This is a genomic window from Sorangium sp. So ce119, assembly GCF_051524405.1.
In the GTDB taxonomy this organism is placed as follows: Bacteria; Myxococcota_A; Polyangia; order Polyangiales; family Polyangiaceae; genus Sorangium; species Sorangium cellulosum_G.
In genome coordinates this window covers 8593223-8609443 of sequence record NZ_CP150310.1, presented here as the reverse complement: position 1 = coordinate 8609443, position 16221 = coordinate 8593223, and the positions used below count along the sequence as shown (strand labels likewise).

Annotated in this window: 13 protein-coding genes; 6 read left to right on the top strand and 7 right to left on the bottom strand. The window is 74.1% G+C overall.

Going from position 1 to position 16221, the window contains the following annotated elements; all coding sequences use genetic code 11:
* Positions 1-21 precede the first annotated feature (21 nt).
* Entirely contained in the window at positions 22-1161 is a 1140-nt protein-coding gene (locus WME76_RS32515; protein WP_437956128.1) for an AAA family ATPase, read from the bottom strand.
* 99 nt (positions 1162-1260) lie between these two features.
* On the opposite strand from WME76_RS32515, the gene WME76_RS32510 reads away from it, so the two are divergent.
* Positions 1261-1938: an RNA ligase family protein gene (locus tag WME76_RS32510; protein WP_437956127.1), complete on the top strand. Its 678-nt coding sequence runs from the start codon at positions 1261-1263 to the stop codon at positions 1936-1938.
* Here WME76_RS32510 and WME76_RS32505 read toward each other — a convergent pair.
* Entirely contained in the window at positions 1927-2535 is a 609-nt protein-coding gene (locus tag WME76_RS32505) for a hypothetical protein (protein ID WP_437956126.1), read from the bottom strand. The two genes, WME76_RS32510 and WME76_RS32505, sit on opposite strands and share 12 nt — an antisense overlap.
* 168 nt (positions 2536-2703) lie before the next feature.
* Between WME76_RS32505 and WME76_RS32500 the strand changes: the two genes are divergently transcribed.
* Complete coding sequence (locus WME76_RS32500) at positions 2704-3447, top strand: hypothetical protein (protein WP_437956125.1); 744 nt, start codon at positions 2704-2706, stop codon at positions 3445-3447.
* A gap of 118 nt (positions 3448-3565) precedes the next feature.
* Here the strand turns inward: WME76_RS32500 and WME76_RS32495 are convergent, their stop codons facing one another.
* Genes WME76_RS32495 through WME76_RS32480 form a run of 4 tightly spaced genes read right to left on the bottom strand, consistent with a single transcriptional unit; the run spans position 3566 to position 7814 of the window.
* Positions 3566-5065, bottom strand: coding sequence for a hypothetical protein (locus WME76_RS32495; RefSeq protein ID WP_437956124.1), 1500 nt, complete (start codon positions 5063-5065; stop codon positions 3566-3568).
* 48 nt (positions 5066-5113) lie between these two features.
* A complete protein-coding gene (locus WME76_RS32490; RefSeq protein WP_437956123.1) occupies positions 5114-6118 on the bottom strand; it encodes a hypothetical protein in 1005 nt (334 codons plus the stop codon).
* A complete protein-coding gene (locus WME76_RS32485; protein WP_437956122.1) occupies positions 6115-6792 on the bottom strand; it encodes an RNA polymerase sigma factor in 678 nt (225 codons plus the stop codon). The genes WME76_RS32490 and WME76_RS32485 overlap by 4 nt, the downstream gene beginning before the upstream one ends.
* Positions 6789-7814 carry a hypothetical protein gene (locus tag WME76_RS32480; protein WP_437956121.1) on the bottom strand — a complete coding sequence of 342 codons (1026 nt, stop codon included), beginning with the start codon at positions 7812-7814 and terminating at the stop codon, positions 6789-6791. The genes WME76_RS32485 and WME76_RS32480 overlap by 4 nt, the downstream gene beginning before the upstream one ends.
* 393 nt (positions 7815-8207) lie before the next feature.
* Here WME76_RS32480 and WME76_RS32475 point away from each other — a divergent pair, with 393 nt between their 5' ends.
* Positions 8208-10712, top strand: coding sequence for a beta-glucosidase (locus WME76_RS32475; protein WP_437956120.1), 2505 nt, complete (start codon positions 8208-8210; stop codon positions 10710-10712).
* 32 nt (positions 10713-10744) lie between these two features.
* On the opposite strand, the gene WME76_RS32470 is transcribed toward WME76_RS32475, so the two are convergent.
* Positions 10745-12133, bottom strand: a complete 1389-nt coding sequence (locus WME76_RS32470) for a sigma 54-interacting transcriptional regulator (protein ID WP_437956119.1) — start codon at positions 12131-12133, stop codon at positions 10745-10747.
* A 543-nt stretch (positions 12134-12676) separates the two neighbouring features.
* On the opposite strand from WME76_RS32470, the gene WME76_RS32465 reads away from it, so the two are divergent.
* Genes WME76_RS32465 through WME76_RS32455 form a run of 3 tightly spaced genes read left to right on the top strand, consistent with a single transcriptional unit; the run spans position 12677 to position 16111 of the window.
* Positions 12677-14302, top strand: a complete 1626-nt coding sequence (locus tag WME76_RS32465) for a protein kinase domain-containing protein (protein ID WP_437956118.1) — start codon at positions 12677-12679, stop codon at positions 14300-14302.
* Positions 14303-14309: 7 nt separating this feature from the next.
* On the top strand, positions 14310-15149 hold the full coding sequence (locus tag WME76_RS32460; RefSeq protein WP_437956117.1) for a hypothetical protein: 840 nt from the start codon (positions 14310-14312) through the stop codon (positions 15147-15149).
* On the top strand, positions 15149-16111 hold the full coding sequence (locus WME76_RS32455) for a hypothetical protein (RefSeq protein ID WP_437956116.1): 963 nt from the start codon (positions 15149-15151) through the stop codon (positions 16109-16111). The genes WME76_RS32460 and WME76_RS32455 overlap by 1 nt, the downstream gene beginning before the upstream one ends.
* Positions 16112-16221 lie beyond the last annotated feature (110 nt).

The window sequence follows — 16221 nt, the reverse complement described above, 5'->3', positions numbered from 1 at the left end:
GGTCAGCCCGGATCCAGCGCTCTACCCCGCCCCGCGCACCGCCAGCGCCACCTCGTGCGCCTCGGTCCTCGCCGGGATCTCCCACCGCTCGCTCATCCGCCGGATCACCGCCTCCGGCACCGCCGCCTCGCGCGCGCGGTTCTGCGCGAACAGCGCCGCCGCCGGCACCTCCACGTAGACCACACGGATCCTCGCCCCGTAGTCGGCCGCCATTTGCAGCAAGGGCCCGCGCCGCTGCCGCGACAGGTTCGTCGCGTTCCACACGAACCGCTCGCCGCGCCGGAGGTGCTCCTTCGCCCGCTCGCGCGCGGCCTGGACCACCTGCCCCTGCGCGTCGGTCGGATCGATCTCGAGCTCGCTCCGCAGCGCGTCCAGGGAGACGACCGGCCAGCCCGCGAGGTGCTCGCGAACATACGTGTCCTTCCCGGCGCCCGGGAGCCCGCTCATCACAACGACCTCGGCGCGCGTGTCGTCGTACACCTCCACGTCCGGGTGCCGCCCGCTGGCGGGATCGGACCGGAAGTACACGAAGCGCGTGTGATCCGAAGCGAAGGAGCGCGGCGCCGTGTAACACCCCTCCTCGCGGCAGAACTCGCGGAAGAGCTCGATGTTGTCGACCACGCGGGCCATGTCCGCGCAGACGCGCCCGCGGATATCGGCCTCGGCCACGAGCGCGAGCAGGTCGCAGCGCGCGTGGAGGCTGACCTCGGCGGCGACGCGCTGCGCGTCGTCGCGCTCGATGAGGTAAAAGGGGATCTGGTGGTAGCGCACGAGCGCGCACACCTGCTCGCGCAGCGCGAACGGCGCGCCGAGCTCCCAGAGCAGCCGGCGCGCGAGGAGCTCCCCCGCGCGCGAGTGGCCCTTCGCCGTGATCCGCCCGTCCTCCTCGCGGGTGGTCGCCGGCTTCGCCACGTCGTGCAGCAGGCACGCGAGGTACACCGCGCGCTGCTCCTCCGCGGGCAGCGCCTGCCACGCGGGCAGCCCGAGGAGCGCCTCCAGCACCATGCGGGTGTGAATCCAGACGTTGCCCTCCGCGTGGTGGATCGGGTCCTGCGGGCAGGCCTCGAGCGCGCGCACCCAGTCGAAGACCTGGAGATCGTCCCAGGGGACACGCGCCGGATCGGGCGTGAGGAGGTCGAGCAGCGATGACGAGGACGACATGACGAACACCCCCTGGCGAGCGCGGGCCGTCTCCGACGGCGCGCGGCGCGGGAACGTAGCATGTCGGGGCCGGGGCGGCGGTGCTACGCTGGCGCCTCCATGTCCGCCAAATACCCTCGCTCGTTCCACCTGCCATGGTCGCCCGGCGGCACGTCCGACGACAAGCGGATGGCGGACGTGTCGGGGCTGCTCGGCGTCGAGATCGTCATCACCGAGAAGTGCGACGGGAGCAACCTCACCTACACGCGGAAGAGCGTCTTCTCGCGCTCGCACTCGGGCCCTCCGTCCCACCCGAGCTTCGACCTCGCGAAGGCCACGCACGCGAGCATCGCGCACCTCCTCTCGGACGGCATGTCGCTCTTCTGCGAGTATTGCTACGCGGTCCACTCCATCGAGTACGACGCGCTGCCGGGCTATTCGCTGGTCTTCGGCGTGCGCGACGACGCGCGGGGGCTCTTCTGGGAGTGGGACATGGTCGTCGCCCAGGCGAAGGATCTGTCGCTCCCCACGGTGCCTGTCCTGTTCCGGGGCGTCGTCGAGAGCGAGCGCGAGCTCGAGGCGCTGACGACCGCCCTCGCGCGCGAGCCGTCCGCGTTCGGCGGCCCGCGGGAGGGGGTCGTGGTGCGCGTCGCGGCCGAGTTCCCGGACGCGATGTTCCAGAGGTGCCTCGCCAAGTGGGTGCGGCGCGGGCACGTGCAGACCGACGAGCACTGGATGCACCAGGAGATCCGGGCGCAGCGGCTCGCCCCCTCGCCGGCAGAGGGCCTATCGCCGTGAGGCCAGCGCCGCGAGCCGGTCGCAGAGGCGCTCGCGGAGCGGGCCGTAGGTCCTGCGGTACTCCTCCCAGTCGATGCGCTCGTCCGCGGCGATCTCGCGCCAGATCGGGTTCGCCGCGCCGTAGTCGTGGATGGCCCCCGCCTCGGCGATCTGGACCGCGAAGAGCGGCACCCGGAGCGCGTGGAAGAGCTTCTTCTTCGAGGCCTCCGGCTCCTCGTCGAAGCGGGCGCCGGCCTTCTTGAAGTCGGACGCCGAGCGGCTCGCGGCCGACGCGGCGAGCTTCTTCCGGTCGAGCTTGAACGGGAAGGGCGGCCTCGCCTCCTTGAGCCGGTGCTCCGGCGGGAGGAACAGGCACTCGAGCGCGAAGACGCTGTGATCGGCGAGGGCGCCGCGGAAGGTGTCGAGCCCGTGGACGACCACGTTGACGCCGGGGGCGAACGCGAGGTCCTGCTTCGCGTCCCGGCGCGCGAGGACGGCGACGAAGTCCTCGTCGGACGTCGCGGTCGCGGTGCCGTACACGCGCGACCCGGTGCGGAACACGCTGTGGACCTCGCCATCGGCGCGGCCGAGGACGCGGAGGACTGTCGACAGGCTCATGGGGGGGCCTCGCTGCGAGGGGGCCCGCGAGCATTGCGCCGCCGCCGGCGCCGCGCAACGGGCGGCTTTCGTCCGACGGCTGCCGTCGTCCGTGTCGCCGGTGTCGTCTGTCGTGATTCCGCGCGCAAGGGCTCGACGTGTCCCCGCGCGCGGCGGGAGAATGGCCGCGTGATCCGCCGTGCCGTCATCCGGCTCTCCCTGGCCGCCCTCCTGGCCGGTTGCCACCACGGCGACGGGGCCCTGCACGACGACGGATTCCGGAGCCGGCTCTCGCGCGGCTGCCGGAGCGAGCCCGAGTGCCTCGTACTGGAGCTCGACGCGCGGGCCCGCGCCGACAGGTGCGTGTCGGGCTGCGAGCAGGCCGAGGCCGATCTGCGCGCGTCGAGGGCCCTCGTCGCCCGCCACCGGCAGCAGCGCGAGGCGCGGCAGGCCCAGATCGAGGCGCAGCGTCAGGCCGACGAGGCCGCGGAGGCCGAGCGCCGCCGCGCCGAGCTCGAGGCCGTCGAGGCGGCGCGCCGGCGAGAGGAGGCGGCCCACGCCGCCGATCTCGAGCTCGCCGCGACCGAGCTCGCCTGCGGCCAGCAGGGCGACGCCGCGGCCTGCGACGCGCTCCTCCGCTACCTCGCCGGCGCTGCCCCGCGCGACGAGCGCGCGGCCCAGGCGCGCGCGTCGCTCGAGAAGGGCCGGCGGCTGATCGCCGAGCGCGAGGCTGAGAGGGCGGCCGAGGCGCAGCGCGAGGCCGAAGGCGCGCCCGCCCCCGCGCGACCGGGCGGCGGGCCGGCTGCGCCGGCGCGTTCGCGGCCGGCGCCCGAGGGCCGCGTGTGCTGCTGCGACGGCACGCTGTCGCCGACCTGCGCCTACGTGAAGCGGGGTTGCTGCTCACACCACGGCGGCGTCTGCGCGTGCCCCTAGTCGCAGGGCCATCGGCCCCGCCCCGCGTGCATTCCGCTCATCCCACCCCCGGCTCGGGATCCAGCGCGCGCCCGACCGGCGGACGACGCGCTTCCTTCGAGAACTGCTCGAAGCAGGGTCACGGCGCTGCGACGTCGAGCTTCGTCACGACATTTCCTCCCCATCCGTAGAAAAGCGGGGATCCAGTCCCGCCGCTGTCGTCTTCCCCCAAAATGGCGACGTTTCCTCGGGGGTCCACGGCGAGGCTCAGCACGTTGCTGAGCTCGGGGCCGAGGGTTTGGGACCACGAAATATGCCCATCCCCGTCGAGCCGCACGACGAACCTCCGCTCAGCTCCGTCCTCTGCGCCGAGCGCCGTGCCGTCGGCGTCCAGGGTCCCGGTGAAGGTGCCCGCAACGAAGGTGTTCCCGAGAGCGTCGACACCGAGGCTCACTGCTCTGGATGCAGAGCTGCCCGCGATGACTCGGCTCCAGATGTGGCCTCCACGAGCGTCGAATTTCGCCACGAAGGCATTGTCGGATGAACAATCCGCGCCAACCAGCGGTCCGCCGCCGAAATCGAAGTCGCAGTGCGCGCTCCCGGCGAGGAACACGCTTCCGTCGCCGTCCACCGCGATGCCAGCGAGGCCTTCGTGGCTATCCGAGGCTGATTGACGATGGAGAGGAGCTGTCCACGCCTTGCTCCAGAGATCGTTGCCCGAGGCGTCCAGCCGCGCGAGCCAGAGCCGCGCGAATAGGCCTGAACCGTCATCGTAGATGTCCGAGTCGTCGGCCGCGATCACGATATGCCCTGAAGCGTCGACGGCCATGATGCCGCCTGGCGTGTACCTGCCGCTGCCGCTCGGGGAGAACTTGCTCCAGACAAAGTCTCCCATCGCATCGAACTTCGCCGCGTAGCCGCTATACGGGTCGTAACCACTCTCTACGAGCGGTAGCCGACCTCCCCCGAGATCGAAGTCCCCGTAGTAGCGTCCCACGAGCACCACGCCACCCGTCGTCGGATCCACCGCGATGGATCGGATATACCAATCTGCTTCATACCCGGCGTTGAGGTGCTTGCTCCACAGGGGGGTGCCGGCGCTGTCGAGCTTGTCCAGGAAGATGCTGTGCGAGGAGATGCTGTCCCAGGATGAGTTCACGAGCATGCGTACGAGGAACATGTTGCAGTCCGCGTCGAAAACGACGTGATGGCCGGCCTGCGGGCCCGAATCATCGCCGAAGAGCTTGCTGAGGGTGTGGTTGCCCGCGGCATCGTACTTCGCCAGGAGGAGGTCGTCGATTCCCCCGGACCGGAGCACGCCGCCGCCCAAGTCGACGTCCGACGCCGTGTACCCTGTCACGCCGAGGTTGCCGGATGGATCGAAGGCGATGCCCGTGATCGCCAGCGGAAAAGTGCCACCCACTGCCGGCCAGTCGTCCAGGCTGAAGGGACGGGAGGCCACCGGCGTGCTGCACCTGCCCGAGTTGCCCGTGCCGCCGGAACCCGACGAGCCGCCCGTGCCCGAGCCATCCGGGTCGAGATCGCCGATCGACACGCGACCTGTGGCGCACCCAAACGTGGTGGCTGAGAGGGCGACCGGGAACCACAACAAGGAGAGCGCTAGCTGCGAAAGTCTCATGAGCGAGGATCCTCCACCGTCCGGCGATCTCTCGCTCCGCGCTTTTGATCACGGAATCGTGCTTGAACAGCGACCCACCTTGATCATGCGCGGCGCCTGAGCGGAGCGCGGGCTCCGCGCGGCGAAGGCGCACGCGTGCGACGCGGCCTCCGCGATGTGCCCTGCGGCCACGAGGGCGTCGACGCGGAGGACGTCGCGCTCGATGGCGAGGCTACCTCCTGGAAAGCGGGCCGCGTGCTCGGCGGTGAAGCGAAGGGCGAGCGGCGCGTCCCCCCGCGCGAGGGCCGCTCGCGCGGCGTCGATGAGCCGGAGCTCGTCCGAGAGTACGAAGGTGGGTGTCGCAGGGGCCGGCGCGGCCTGCTCACTGCTGGGTTCTCGTGGAAGGGGGTCGACGGCGGGGACCGCCGTCACCGAAGGAGCGGAGGAGGGGACCTGGCGCGCGAGCCCGGTCCCCTGGGGCGCGGGCGCCACGTCCTTGATCGACGCCGCTGCGCGCGGGGCGGGCGACGCCGCTGCGCGCGGGGCGGGCGACGCCGCTGCGAGCGGGGCGGGCGACGCCGCTGCGAGCGGGGCGGGCGACGCCGCTGCGAGCGGGGCGGGCTCGGCGGCAGGGGCGACGGCGGGCTCCGCCTTCGCAGGCAGGGCGGGCTGCTCCTGCGTGGCCTCCTGCGTGGGTGAAGCGGCCGCCGGCGCCACCTCGTCGATCTCCGCTGCGCGAGGCGAGGCCGCGCGCGGCGAGCGCACGGGGGCTGCGGACGCGATCGCGTCCGCGTGACGGCTCGCCGCCACGTACGCACCCCCGAGCACGAACGCGACCGACGTGACGCCGATGGACGCGACGAGCACCGCCTTCAGGCCGAACGCGTGAGCGGCCTGCGCCGCGATCCCCCCGCTCGCCTTGGCCGTACCGACGCCGAGCTTCGTCGTTGCGGCCGCGGTCGCCGTCCCCACCGCGGCGGCCGCGAGGGCCTTCGCGCGGAGCGAGGAAGGCGCCTTCGCCGTCCTCCCGGCGCGCAGCAGCGCGCGGTCGAAGTCGTCGTACGAGTCGCTCACGGCCGCCTCCCGCCGCTCACCGGCAGACCCTTCTTCAAGCGCTCCGTCGCTCGCTTCCACGCTTCACGGGCGCGGCGGAGCCGTGACGCCACGGTTCCTGGCGGCAAGTCCAGCAGATGGGCTATGTCCGCCATCGTCTCTTCTTCGATCTCGTGGAGCACGAACACCGCGCGAAGCTCGTCGTCCAGCGCCTCGAGCGACGTATCCAGCAGCCTGCGCGCGCGCGCCTCGTCGAGGCGGCTGTCCGGCCGCTCGCCCGCCGGCGCCGAGGGCTCGCCCGTGAGCTCTTCGTGACGTGCTCGCCGGGTTCGCTCGCGCCGGACCATGTGAACCACGACCGAGACGAGGTACGAGCGCTCCTTGCCGGGAAGGAGCGCGTCGAGGCGCGACGCCGCCACCACGAACGCTTCCTGCGCGATGTCCTCGGCCGCCGCCTCCCCCACGCCCATCCGGCACGCGAACCGCCACAGGAACTCGAGGTGCGACGCGAGCTCTTCGAGCCGCGCCTCGCGGGCGACGTCGGCGGTGGGCTCACATGGGGCACGCGCTGGCGCGTCGACGAGTCCGCCCGGAGGGCGAGCCAGGCGGAAGGCGGTAGAACCGGGGGCGTCGTCGGTGGTGCTGATCACGAGGGGCTCGTCCCAGGCGATCCACGAGGTCCCCGCTTTGATCACGGAAAATACGCCCCGATGGAGAGCGCGGCGTCCAGCCGCACGGCGGGCGCTTGATACGCCGTCCCGCCGTGCACGAAGTAGAACTGGTCCCGAAGGAGGGGCAGCGCGGGCCCAACCTGCCCATCCACGAACGACCATGCGCCGAGCAGCGCGCGCACGCGTGCGCCGGCGCCCGCCTCGAGCCACGGGCGCCACCGGCTGTCGACCTTCGGGGCCCCCTTCCCCGAGGCGAGCAACGCGCCCGCGTCGAGCATCATGTAAGCGCTCACGAAGACACGATCGCCGAGCGATGCGCCGAGCGGCGCCAGCGAGGCGCGAGCGGTGAGCCAGGTGAGGCTCACCGCCGCTCCCCCTCCGAGCACGGTGCGCGGCAACGTCGCCCCCACGCCGAGCTCGGCCCATGGGAAGAGCGCTCGATCCGCTGCGAGCCCGCCCGAGAGCCGCGCGCCTGCCGGCCCTGCGTGGAGCGGTGTGGCCACGAGGCCGAGCGCCGCATACGGCTTCGTCGCGGGCGTGGTCTCGCGCGCCGTGGCTCGCCACGGCCTCGCCGGCGGCGCGGTGAAGGTCGGCCTGATCTCGCGGGCTGCGCCTCGCGACGGTCTCGCCGGCGGCGTCAGGGGGAGAGGCTCGGCGCGGGAAGCTTCGGCCCGGGCCTCCTCCTCGTCGCCGGCCATCGTGACGACCAGCCCGAGCGCCGAGGCGGCTTCCGCGCAGGAATCTGCCACGATCGTGCGCGCTTCGATGGCGCCATGCGCGCCTTCTCCCGAGATCACCAGCGTCACCGCGCTCGGCGGCTCCGCTTCGCGCACGTGGACCCGGAGCCGTACCGTGGAGTCGGCGTCGACGCGCCCTCCGCGCAGCGCAGCCGCCGCACGCACGTCGTCGAGCGTCACGCAGCGCTGCTCATCGAGCTCCACAGCGACCCCGACGCTCGCGGCGTGGACGGCCTCCGCTCGCACCAGAACGAGCCATCCCACGACGGCGATCGCGCCCTGGCGTACGGCGCCGCCCAGCGCGCGCACCCGACGAGCATCGCTCGACGGGGCGGAGACTTTCTGAAGTTGAGCTGCCACGGGCCGGGAGGATAAGGCGAACTGTGTCTTTATCTTGAAGGCAAGGCAGCGATCTGAGACCCATCACGCGCCGTTGGATCCTCTCTCCGGACCCCTGGCCGGCCATCCTGACGGATGGAACCAGGCGCGCCCCTCGCACCCACGGCGGCATCCGCCCCCCAGCCACCACGCGCGCACGCGCGCCCCGCGGCGGGCTCTGCGCCCGCCCGTGCGCGCCCGCCAACACGCGCGATCGAGGCTCTCCTGCGAACCTGGTGTTTCCTCGATGTTCTAAGTACCGTTCTGGCTCGCAGCCGCGGGGCGGCGTCTCTGCGCTTCGTCTCCGCGCTCTCAGGAGGGGCCATGGCCGTCGCCGACTCGCAGTCCGCTCATCCCCAGAAGCCCGATCATCTTCCCGAGGCCGTGGAACGGCGCGTGGAGGAGGCCCTCGCCGCGCTGTCGCTCGAGCAGAAGGTCCGCCTGCTGACGGGCGCCGACGTGTGGAGCACGTACCCCGAGCCCGCCATCGGCCTGCGCCGCATCGTGGTCTCGGACGGCCCCGTCGGCGTGCGCGGCGAGCAGTGGGACGAGCGCGATCCCTCCGTGAGCCTCCCTTCCCCCACCGCCCTCTCGGCCACGTGGGACGAGGCCCTGATCGAGCGCGTCGGCGCCCTGCTGGCGTCGGAGGCGCGGCGCAAGGGCGTCGACGTCGTCCTCGGGCCGACGATCAACCTGCACCGCAGCCCGCTCGGCGGCAGGCACTTCGAGTGCTTCTCCGAGGACCCGCTGCTGACCGGCCGGATCGGCGCGGCCTACGTCCGCGGGCTGCAGGCCCACGGCGTCGGCGCCACCCCCAAGCACTACGTCGGCAACGACTCGGAGACCGAGCGCTTCACCGTCGACGTCCGGATCGACCAGCGGACGCTGCGCGAGCTCTACCTCGCGCCCTTCGAGCAGACGATCGTCGACGCGCGCGCGTGGCTCGTCATGGCCGCCTACAACGCGGTCAACGGCGTGACCATGACCGAGAGCCCCTTGCTCGCCTCGCCGCTCGACGACGCGTGGGGCTTCGACGGCGTCGTGGTCTCGGACTGGACCGCGACCCGCTCCACCGCGGCCGCGGCGCGCGCGCGGATGGACCTCGCCATGCCAGGCCCGACCGGGCCCTGGGGCGACGCGCTCGTCGCCGCCGTCCGCAGCGGCGAGGTGCCCGAGAAGGCCATCGACGAGAAGGTCCGTCGCCTGCTGCGCCTCGCCGCGCGCGTCGGCGCGCTCGAGGGGGTCGCGCCGGCCGCCCCCGCCCCCGCGCAGCTCCCCGCCGACGCGGCCGCCCGGCTCGCCCGCGAGGTCGCCGCGGCCAGCATGGTGCTCGTGCGCAACCAGGGCGACGCGCTCCCCCTCGACGCGTCCACCCTCCAGCGCGTGGCCGTCATCGGCCCCAACGCCGCGCAGGGGCGGATCCAGGGCGGCGGCAGCGCCAGCGTCCACCCGCACTACGCCGTCTCGCCGCTCGAGGGCCTGCGCGCCGCGCTGGGCCAGCGCGTCGAGGTGCGCCACGCGCTCGGCGCCCGCAGCCTCGAGGGCCTCGTGCCCGTGGCCGGCGACCAGGTGACCGACCCCGTGACCGGCGAGCACGGCGTGCACGTGCGCCTCCTCGACGCGAACGGCGGCGCCTTCCACGACGAGCACCGGGCCGTCGGGAAGCTCACGTTCATCGGCGACTTCCGCGCGAACCGGGCCGCGACCATCGAGGTGACGGCGCGGTTCCGCGCCGCCGAGGCGGGCCGCTACCGCATCGGCGTGGCCGGCGTGGGCGCCTACCGCCTCACCGCGGGCGGGCAGGTCCTCTTCGAGGAGACGGTCGCGCCGGACAAGGACGACATGGCCGCGATGCTGCTCGCCCCGCCGCAGAGGGCGGCCGAGCTGACCCTCGACGCGGGCCAGGAGATCGACCTCGCGCTCACGCACTCTGTCGCCCCGGACGCGTTCGCGGTGGCGTTCTCGCTCGGCGTCGAGGTCCCCGCGCTGCCCGACGACGAAGAGCTGGCGCGCGCCGTCGAGCTCGCGCGCACCGCCGACGTCGCCATCGTGGTCGTCGGCACCACGGAGGCGATCGAGAGCGAGGGCTTCGACCGGAGCTCGCTCGCGCTCCCCGGCCGCCAGGACGCGCTGGTCAGCGCGATCGCGGCCGTGAACCGCCGCACCATCGTGGTGGTGAACTCCGGCGGCCCGGTGACCATGCCCTGGCGCGACGAGGTGGACGCGGTGCTCCTCACGTGGTTCCCGGGCCAGGAGATGGGCAACGCCGTCGCCGACGTGCTGCTCGGCGCCGCGGAGCCCGGCGGCCGCCTGCCGACCACGTGGCCGTCGCGCGAGGAGGACGTGCCCGTGCTGTCGACGCAGCCCGAGAACGGCAAGCTCGTCTACGCCGAGGGCCTGCACGTCGGCTACCGGGCCTGGGCCCGCGCCGGCGTCGCCCCGGCGTACCCGTTCGGGCACGGCCTGGGCTACACGCGCTGGGAGATCCTCGACATCGACGCCCCGCAGAGCGTCGCGGCCGGCGCGCCCGTCGAGGCGCGGGTGCGCGTGCGCAACACGGGGCCCCGCCGCGGGCGTCACGTGGTCCAGCTCTACCTGTCGCGGCCCGGCTCCGAGGTCGAGCGCCCCGTGCTCTGGCTGGCCGGCTTCGCCGCCGTCGAGGCCGAGCCCGACCAGGCGGTCGAGGTCGTCATCCCCGTGGCGCCGCGGGCCTTCGCGCACTGGGCGTCGGGCGGCTGGCAGGTCGAGCCCGGCGCGTTCACGCTGCACGCGGGACACTCGGCCACCGTCCTGACCCGGCAGGCCGCGGTGGTGATCCTGGAGCCCTGAGGGCGCGCCGCGCCGCTCCGGGCGGCCGGGCCTCACCCCTCGGCGTCGTCGTCCTCGGCGGGCTCGTCGCTCGCCGAGCGCCGCCCGAGCCAGCGGCGGAGCTGCGTGCGGTGCACGCCGAGCGCCCGGGCCGTGCGCGCCACGTTCCCCTCCTCGCGGCGCAGCGCCTCCTCGATCACCTCGTCCGCGGGCAGCGACGCCGCGCGCCGCGCCGCGCGCTCGCCGTGCTGCGCGCTCGCCGGCGGCCGCGAGCCGCGGTCCGTCGCCGTCGCGCCGGCCGCCGCCAGCTCCGGCGCGCTCGGCCGCGCCGGGGCGAAGGCGTGCCCGGCCGAGGGCGACAGGTGCCGCGCCTGGACCACGTGGCTCTTCGCGAGCTGCGCCTCCTGCGCCGCCGCGCGGATCTCCGCCATCAGCTCCCGCACGTTGCCGGGCCACGCGCGCAGGAGGCACGCCTCGATCAGCGACGCGTGGGCCACCGGCGGCGCGCTCGCGCCCTCCGCGCCGCGCTCGACGGCCGCGCCGGCGCTGCGCAGCGTCGCGTCCACGATCCACGGGATCTCCTCCGGCCGCTCGTGCAGCCGCGGGACGCGGACCGCCGGCTGCGCGATGCGGAAGAAGAGATCCTCGCGGAGCTTGCCTGCGGCCACCTGCGCGCGCAGGTCCTTGTGGGTCGCGGACACCAGCGCGAAATCCACCGGGATGGGCCGCGACGCGCCGAGGGGGAGCACCTCCCGCGCCTCCAGCGCCCGCAGCAGCTTCGCCTGCACCCCGAGATCGAGCTCCGCCACCTCGTCGAGGAAGAGCACCCCCCCCTGCGCGGCCTGCACGTACCCCTCGGCGTCCGCCGCGGAGCCCGAGTACGCGCCCTTGCGCGCGCCGAAGAGCAGCCGCTCGGCGAGGCCGTCGGGGACAGCGGCGCAGTTCACCGCGACGAACGGCCCCGCGCGCCGCGGGCCGAGGGCGTGGAAGGCCCGCGCCGCGTGCTCCTTGCCGGTCCCGCTCTCGCCGGTGATGTGCAGCACCGTCCCCGCGCGCGCCGCGCGATCGATCGCGTCCCACGCGCGCGCGAGGGTCGGCCCGAGGATCGTGCCCCCGGCCCTCGAGATCCCCGCGCGAAACGGCTCCACATCGGCCTGGATCACGAACACCGACGAGCCCGTGCGCACGATGCGCAGCTCGCTGCCCGCGCGCGCGCCGGTCAGCGGCTCGCCGTCGAGCGACGTTCCGTTCCGGCTGTCAAGGTCCTCGACCTCCCACTGGCCCTGGCGCCAGCGCACGCGCGCGTGCCTGCGCGACATCTTCAGATCGTCCAGGGGGACGCCCCCGACCTCGCCGCGGCCGAGCTCGAGCTCGCCGTCCTTCAGCGGGAGGACATCGCAGCGGGGGCTGTCCACGGAGAAGACGAGCACCAGCCCGGGCATCGGCCTCCTGGAACGCAGGCGTTCCGAGGCCGCACCGAGCGAGTCGTCCAGGGTTGTCCTGGGTGCAGTGGGCACCACGTCGCCGACGAGTCTAGCGCGGACCTGCAGCGATGAGGATCCTCCTGACGAGGATCGACGCCGGGCACGTGGAACGACGATAGGGGAGCTTTGGCCACAGCCGCGGAGCGCCCCTTGCTCCTTCGCAATCGCTTGTTGCGAATTGCCTCAGCGTGACCGATGCGCGTGGACGATTCTCCTCCGGGAGTAACGGCTCTTTCCATTGTGGCCGTGAGATGGGGCGGTAGAGCGCCGAGCTCGCCAGAGGTCCCGGCCGCATTGGGGCGGGAGCCGCGCGTTTTGCCGCGCCGGGGCCGGCGCTGGCCGGGCGATGGGCGGTGGTTCGGTGCTTGCTTTCGGGATGGACGACCCATGAAGGACGAGCATCACGACTCCGGACACAGCAGATCGTTCGCCAGGAGAGGCGATGCGAGCACGGGCGGTGTCTCGTCCTGCGTCCGCCGGTTGCCGCGGAAGGAGCGCGCCGTGGGCGAGGTCCTCGCTGGCAAGTACCAGATCGTGGGCCGGCTGGGCGCTGGCGGCATGGGCACCGTGTGGAGGGCGCGCAGCCTGTGGCTCGACGTCGATGTGGCGATCAAGGTGCTCCACGAGGAGCAGTTCGACACGCACGCCGCCGAGCGCCTGCTCCGGGAGGCGCGCGCGACGGCGAGGCTCGGCCACCCGGCGATCGTGCGCGTGTTCGACTTCGGCGAGACCGACTCGGGCGAGCCGTTCCTGGTGATGGAGCTCCTCGAGGGCACGTCGCTCTCGAACTGGCTGGATGCGAACGGCCCGATGCGGGCGGGGCAGGCGGTCCAGATGCTCTTGCCGGTCGCGTGCGCCCTCGCGGCCGCGCATGCGCAGAGCATCGTCCATCGCGACATCAAGCCCGCGAACATCCTCGTCGTGCCCGACGGCGCGGGCGGCCATGTCCCCAAGGTGGTCGACTTCGGCATCGCCAAGCTCGCCAACGCGGCGAGCCCCTCGATCACCCAGCGAGGGATGATCGTCGGCAGCCCGGAGTACATGTCACCGGAGCAGGCCGACGGGCAGCCCGAGGTCGGCGAGCAGACCGACGTCTGGGCGTTCAGCGTGGTGCTTTACGAGCTCATCACCGCGCGGCGGCCGTTCAGCGGCGAGACGCTCAGCGCGGTGATCTCGGCGATCTTCAGCAAGGAGCCGGTGCCGACGACGCAGCTCGGCGCCGGCGACGAGGAGCTCTGGGCGATCATCCAGCGAGGGCTGGCCAAGTCGCCCGCCGAGCGGTGGCCCACCATGCGCGCGCTCGGCCGCGCGCTGGCGTCCTGGGCGGTGGAGCGCGGGATCACGGCGGACGCGGCGGGCACGTCGCTCGAGCACCAGTGGCTCGCGCGCGGGGCCGAGTCGCCGGGCACCGCGGAGCGGCCTGCGCCGGCCGTCACGAGGGCCAGCGCCGTCTCCGGTGCGCCGGCGGCGCAGCGCCGGGCCGGCGCGAGGGGGACGCTGCTGGCGTCCCCGGCGCCGGCGGTCACGCCTGGCGGGCGTCGGGGCGGCACGGTCGTGATGGCGGAGGCGCCGAACGGCGCGCCGCTCGGGTTCTCGCCCGCGCTGCGGCTGCAGAAGGCGCTCCTGATCGGGGTCCTCGCCGCGTTCGTCGCGCCGGTGGTCGTCGTGATGGGGCTGAACGCGCGGGGCGGAAGCGCCGGCGCCGCGGAGCCGGTGGCGGCGGCCGGTGTCCCTGCGGTCCATCCGGGCGCCGTGTTGGCCCCCAGGGCGGCGGCCCCGGCGGCGCCCGCCGCTGACATCGCTTCTGCAGATGCGGGGGCGCCGCGCGCGGCAGCCTCCGGTGCGGCGGTGAGGGGCGCGCCGGCAGACGAGCCGCTCACGCCGCGCGTCGCGCGGCCCGCGTCACCGCTCGCGGCGCCCGATCCGGGGGACGAGGATCCCTATCCGTGGGACGACGACCCGCCCGCCGAGCGGGCCGAGGCGCCCGCTCAGCGGGCCGAGGCGCCGGTCCAGCGCGTCAGGGCGCCCGCTTCCCGCGCCGAGCCGACGGCCCGGCCCGGCGAGCGGCCGTCGCGTTCGAGGCCTGGAACAACGTCGATGCCGCTCCCGGCGGCGCCGGATTTCTGAGGTGGTCATGCGCAATTCTGGGGTGACGTTTCGCTCCTCTCGCGGCCGTGGCGATCTGCTGCTCCTCGTGGCCGCGCTCGCCGCGGCGGCGCTCGGTCCGGGGGGCTGCTCCGCGCTGATCGGCGCCGAGCTATCCGACAAGCCCGACGAGACGGAGGACGCCGGGGGCGCCGGCGAGGAGGGCGCCGGCGACGGAAGCGGCGGCGGCGATCTCAACCGGATCAGCGTCGGAAGCGGCGGTGGCGAGAGCGCCAGCAGCAGCGCGAGCGGCGGTGGTGAGAGCGCCAGCAGCAGCGCGAGCAGCGGCGGTGGTGAGAGCGCGACCAGCAGCGCGAGCAGCGGCGGCGGCGAGAGCGCGACCAGCAGCGCGAGCAGCGGCGGGGCCGGGAGCGTGACCAGCAGCGCGAGCAGCGGCGGCGGCGGGAGCGCGACCAGCAGCGCGAGCAGCGGCGGCGGCGAGAGCGCGAGCAGCGGCGGTGGCGAGAGCGCGACCAGCAGCGGGAGCGGCGCCGGCGGCGAGAGCGCGACCAGCAGCGCGAGCAGCGGTGGCAGCGAGGGCGCGACCAGCAGCGGGAGCGGGCCCGGCGACCCGGGCAGCGGGAGCGGGCCCGGCGACCCGGGCGGCGGGAGCGGGCCCGGCGGCCCGGGCAGCGGGAGCGGCGAGGAGGGCGAAGGCGGGAGCAGCAGCTCTGGTGGCGGGGCGGTCTGTCATGGCCATTTCGCCGATTGCGACGGGGACGCCGCGCACCATTGCGAGACGAACCTGTGGAGTAACGACAACCACTGCGGCGCTTGCGGCAACCGGTGCCTGGACCGCACGCGCTGCCGGCAAGGAGAATGTCGGTGATGGCTCGTTCTCCTGCTCTATCCAGGCGAGTCGGCGCTTTCCTCGTCGTGGCGTTGCTCGCGGCCGCGGCCCCGTCGCCTGCGTCCGCGCAGGGCTCGGGCGATGTGGAGTCGGCGCGCGTGCTGTTCGTCCAGGGGGCGAAGCTGGCCAGACAGGGGCGCTGGGAGGAAGCGCGGGCGCTGTACTCCCGGTCGCTCGAGATCAAGCCGGCGCCCCTCACGCACTACAGCCTCGGCGTCGCGCAGAAGGAGCTGGGGCGCTTCGCCGATGCGCTCGCCAGCTTCCGCGCGTTCCTGGCCGAGCCGTCCACCCCGGCGACCGCGCCCTATGTCGGGCCGGCGCGGGATGCGGTCGCCGCGCTCGAGGGGCGCGTCGGTCGGGCGACGATCGCCGTCAGGCCCGGCAAGGTGGACGGGCTCACGCTGGTCGTCGACGGCAAACCGAGGCGCGGGGGCCCCGGGCGGGTCGTCGAGGTGGACCCGGGAGATCACGAGGTCGTGGCGAGCGCCCCGGGGTACCGCGCCGCCGCGGCTCGGTTCACCGTCGGCGCGGGCGGCTCGGTCGAGGTCCCGATCGCGCTGACGCCCCGCACAGCGGCGGCCGTGCAGGCCTCGGCTGCCGGGGGGGGTCTGCCTCCCGTGGCCGACCCCTCCGACGCTTCGCCGAGCCGGACGCTCCCGATCGTCGTCATGGGCGTGGGCGGCGCGTTCATCGCCGGGGGCGCGGTCCTCGGCATCTCCGGCCTGAATCAGGCGAGCGCCGCGCGCACGAGCGCGGACGCGGACGCGAGCGCCGCGCGCGCGAAGGGGATCGTCGGTGATGTCCTCGGCGGCGTCGGTCTCGCGACCGTGGGCGTCGGGCTGTACCTGCTGCTCAACCAGCCAGCGCCGAGCGCTCCCCGCACGGGAAGCGTGAGGCCGTGGCTGGGCGCCTCGGGCGCAGGCATCGAGCTGCAGCTCTGACGGCGCAGGGGTCCCGCGTCAGGCCCTCGCGCTGGACGTGAGCGCTGCGCGACCGCGCGACGACGCGAGGACGTGGGGCATGCCCGCGCTTTCCGGCGGCGGCGCGGGCA

What these genes read in the sequence shown, in the direction of transcription:
- WME76_RS32515 (WP_437956128.1), bottom strand. Translation starts at nt 1,161, where the DNA reads ATGTCGTCCTCGTCATCGCTGCTCGACCTCCTCACGCCCGATCCGGCG.
- WME76_RS32510 (WP_437956127.1), top strand. Translation starts at nt 1,261, where the DNA reads ATGTCCGCCAAATACCCTCGCTCGTTCCACCTGCCATGGTCGCCCGGC.
- WME76_RS32505 (WP_437956126.1), bottom strand. Translation starts at nt 2,535, where the DNA reads ATGAGCCTGTCGACAGTCCTCCGCGTCCTCGGCCGCGCCGATGGCGAG.
- WME76_RS32495 (WP_437956124.1), bottom strand. Translation starts at nt 5,065, where the DNA reads ATGAGACTTTCGCAGCTAGCGCTCTCCTTGTTGTGGTTCCCGGTCGCC.
- WME76_RS32475 (WP_437956120.1), top strand. Translation starts at nt 8,208, where the DNA reads ATGGCCGTCGCCGACTCGCAGTCCGCTCATCCCCAGAAGCCCGATCAT.
- WME76_RS32470 (WP_437956119.1), bottom strand. Translation starts at nt 12,133, where the DNA reads ATGCCCGGGCTGGTGCTCGTCTTCTCCGTGGACAGCCCCCGCTGCGAT.
- WME76_RS32460 (WP_437956117.1), top strand. Translation starts at nt 14,310, where the DNA reads ATGCGCAATTCTGGGGTGACGTTTCGCTCCTCTCGCGGCCGTGGCGAT.
- WME76_RS32455 (WP_437956116.1), top strand. Translation starts at nt 15,149, where the DNA reads ATGGCTCGTTCTCCTGCTCTATCCAGGCGAGTCGGCGCTTTCCTCGTC.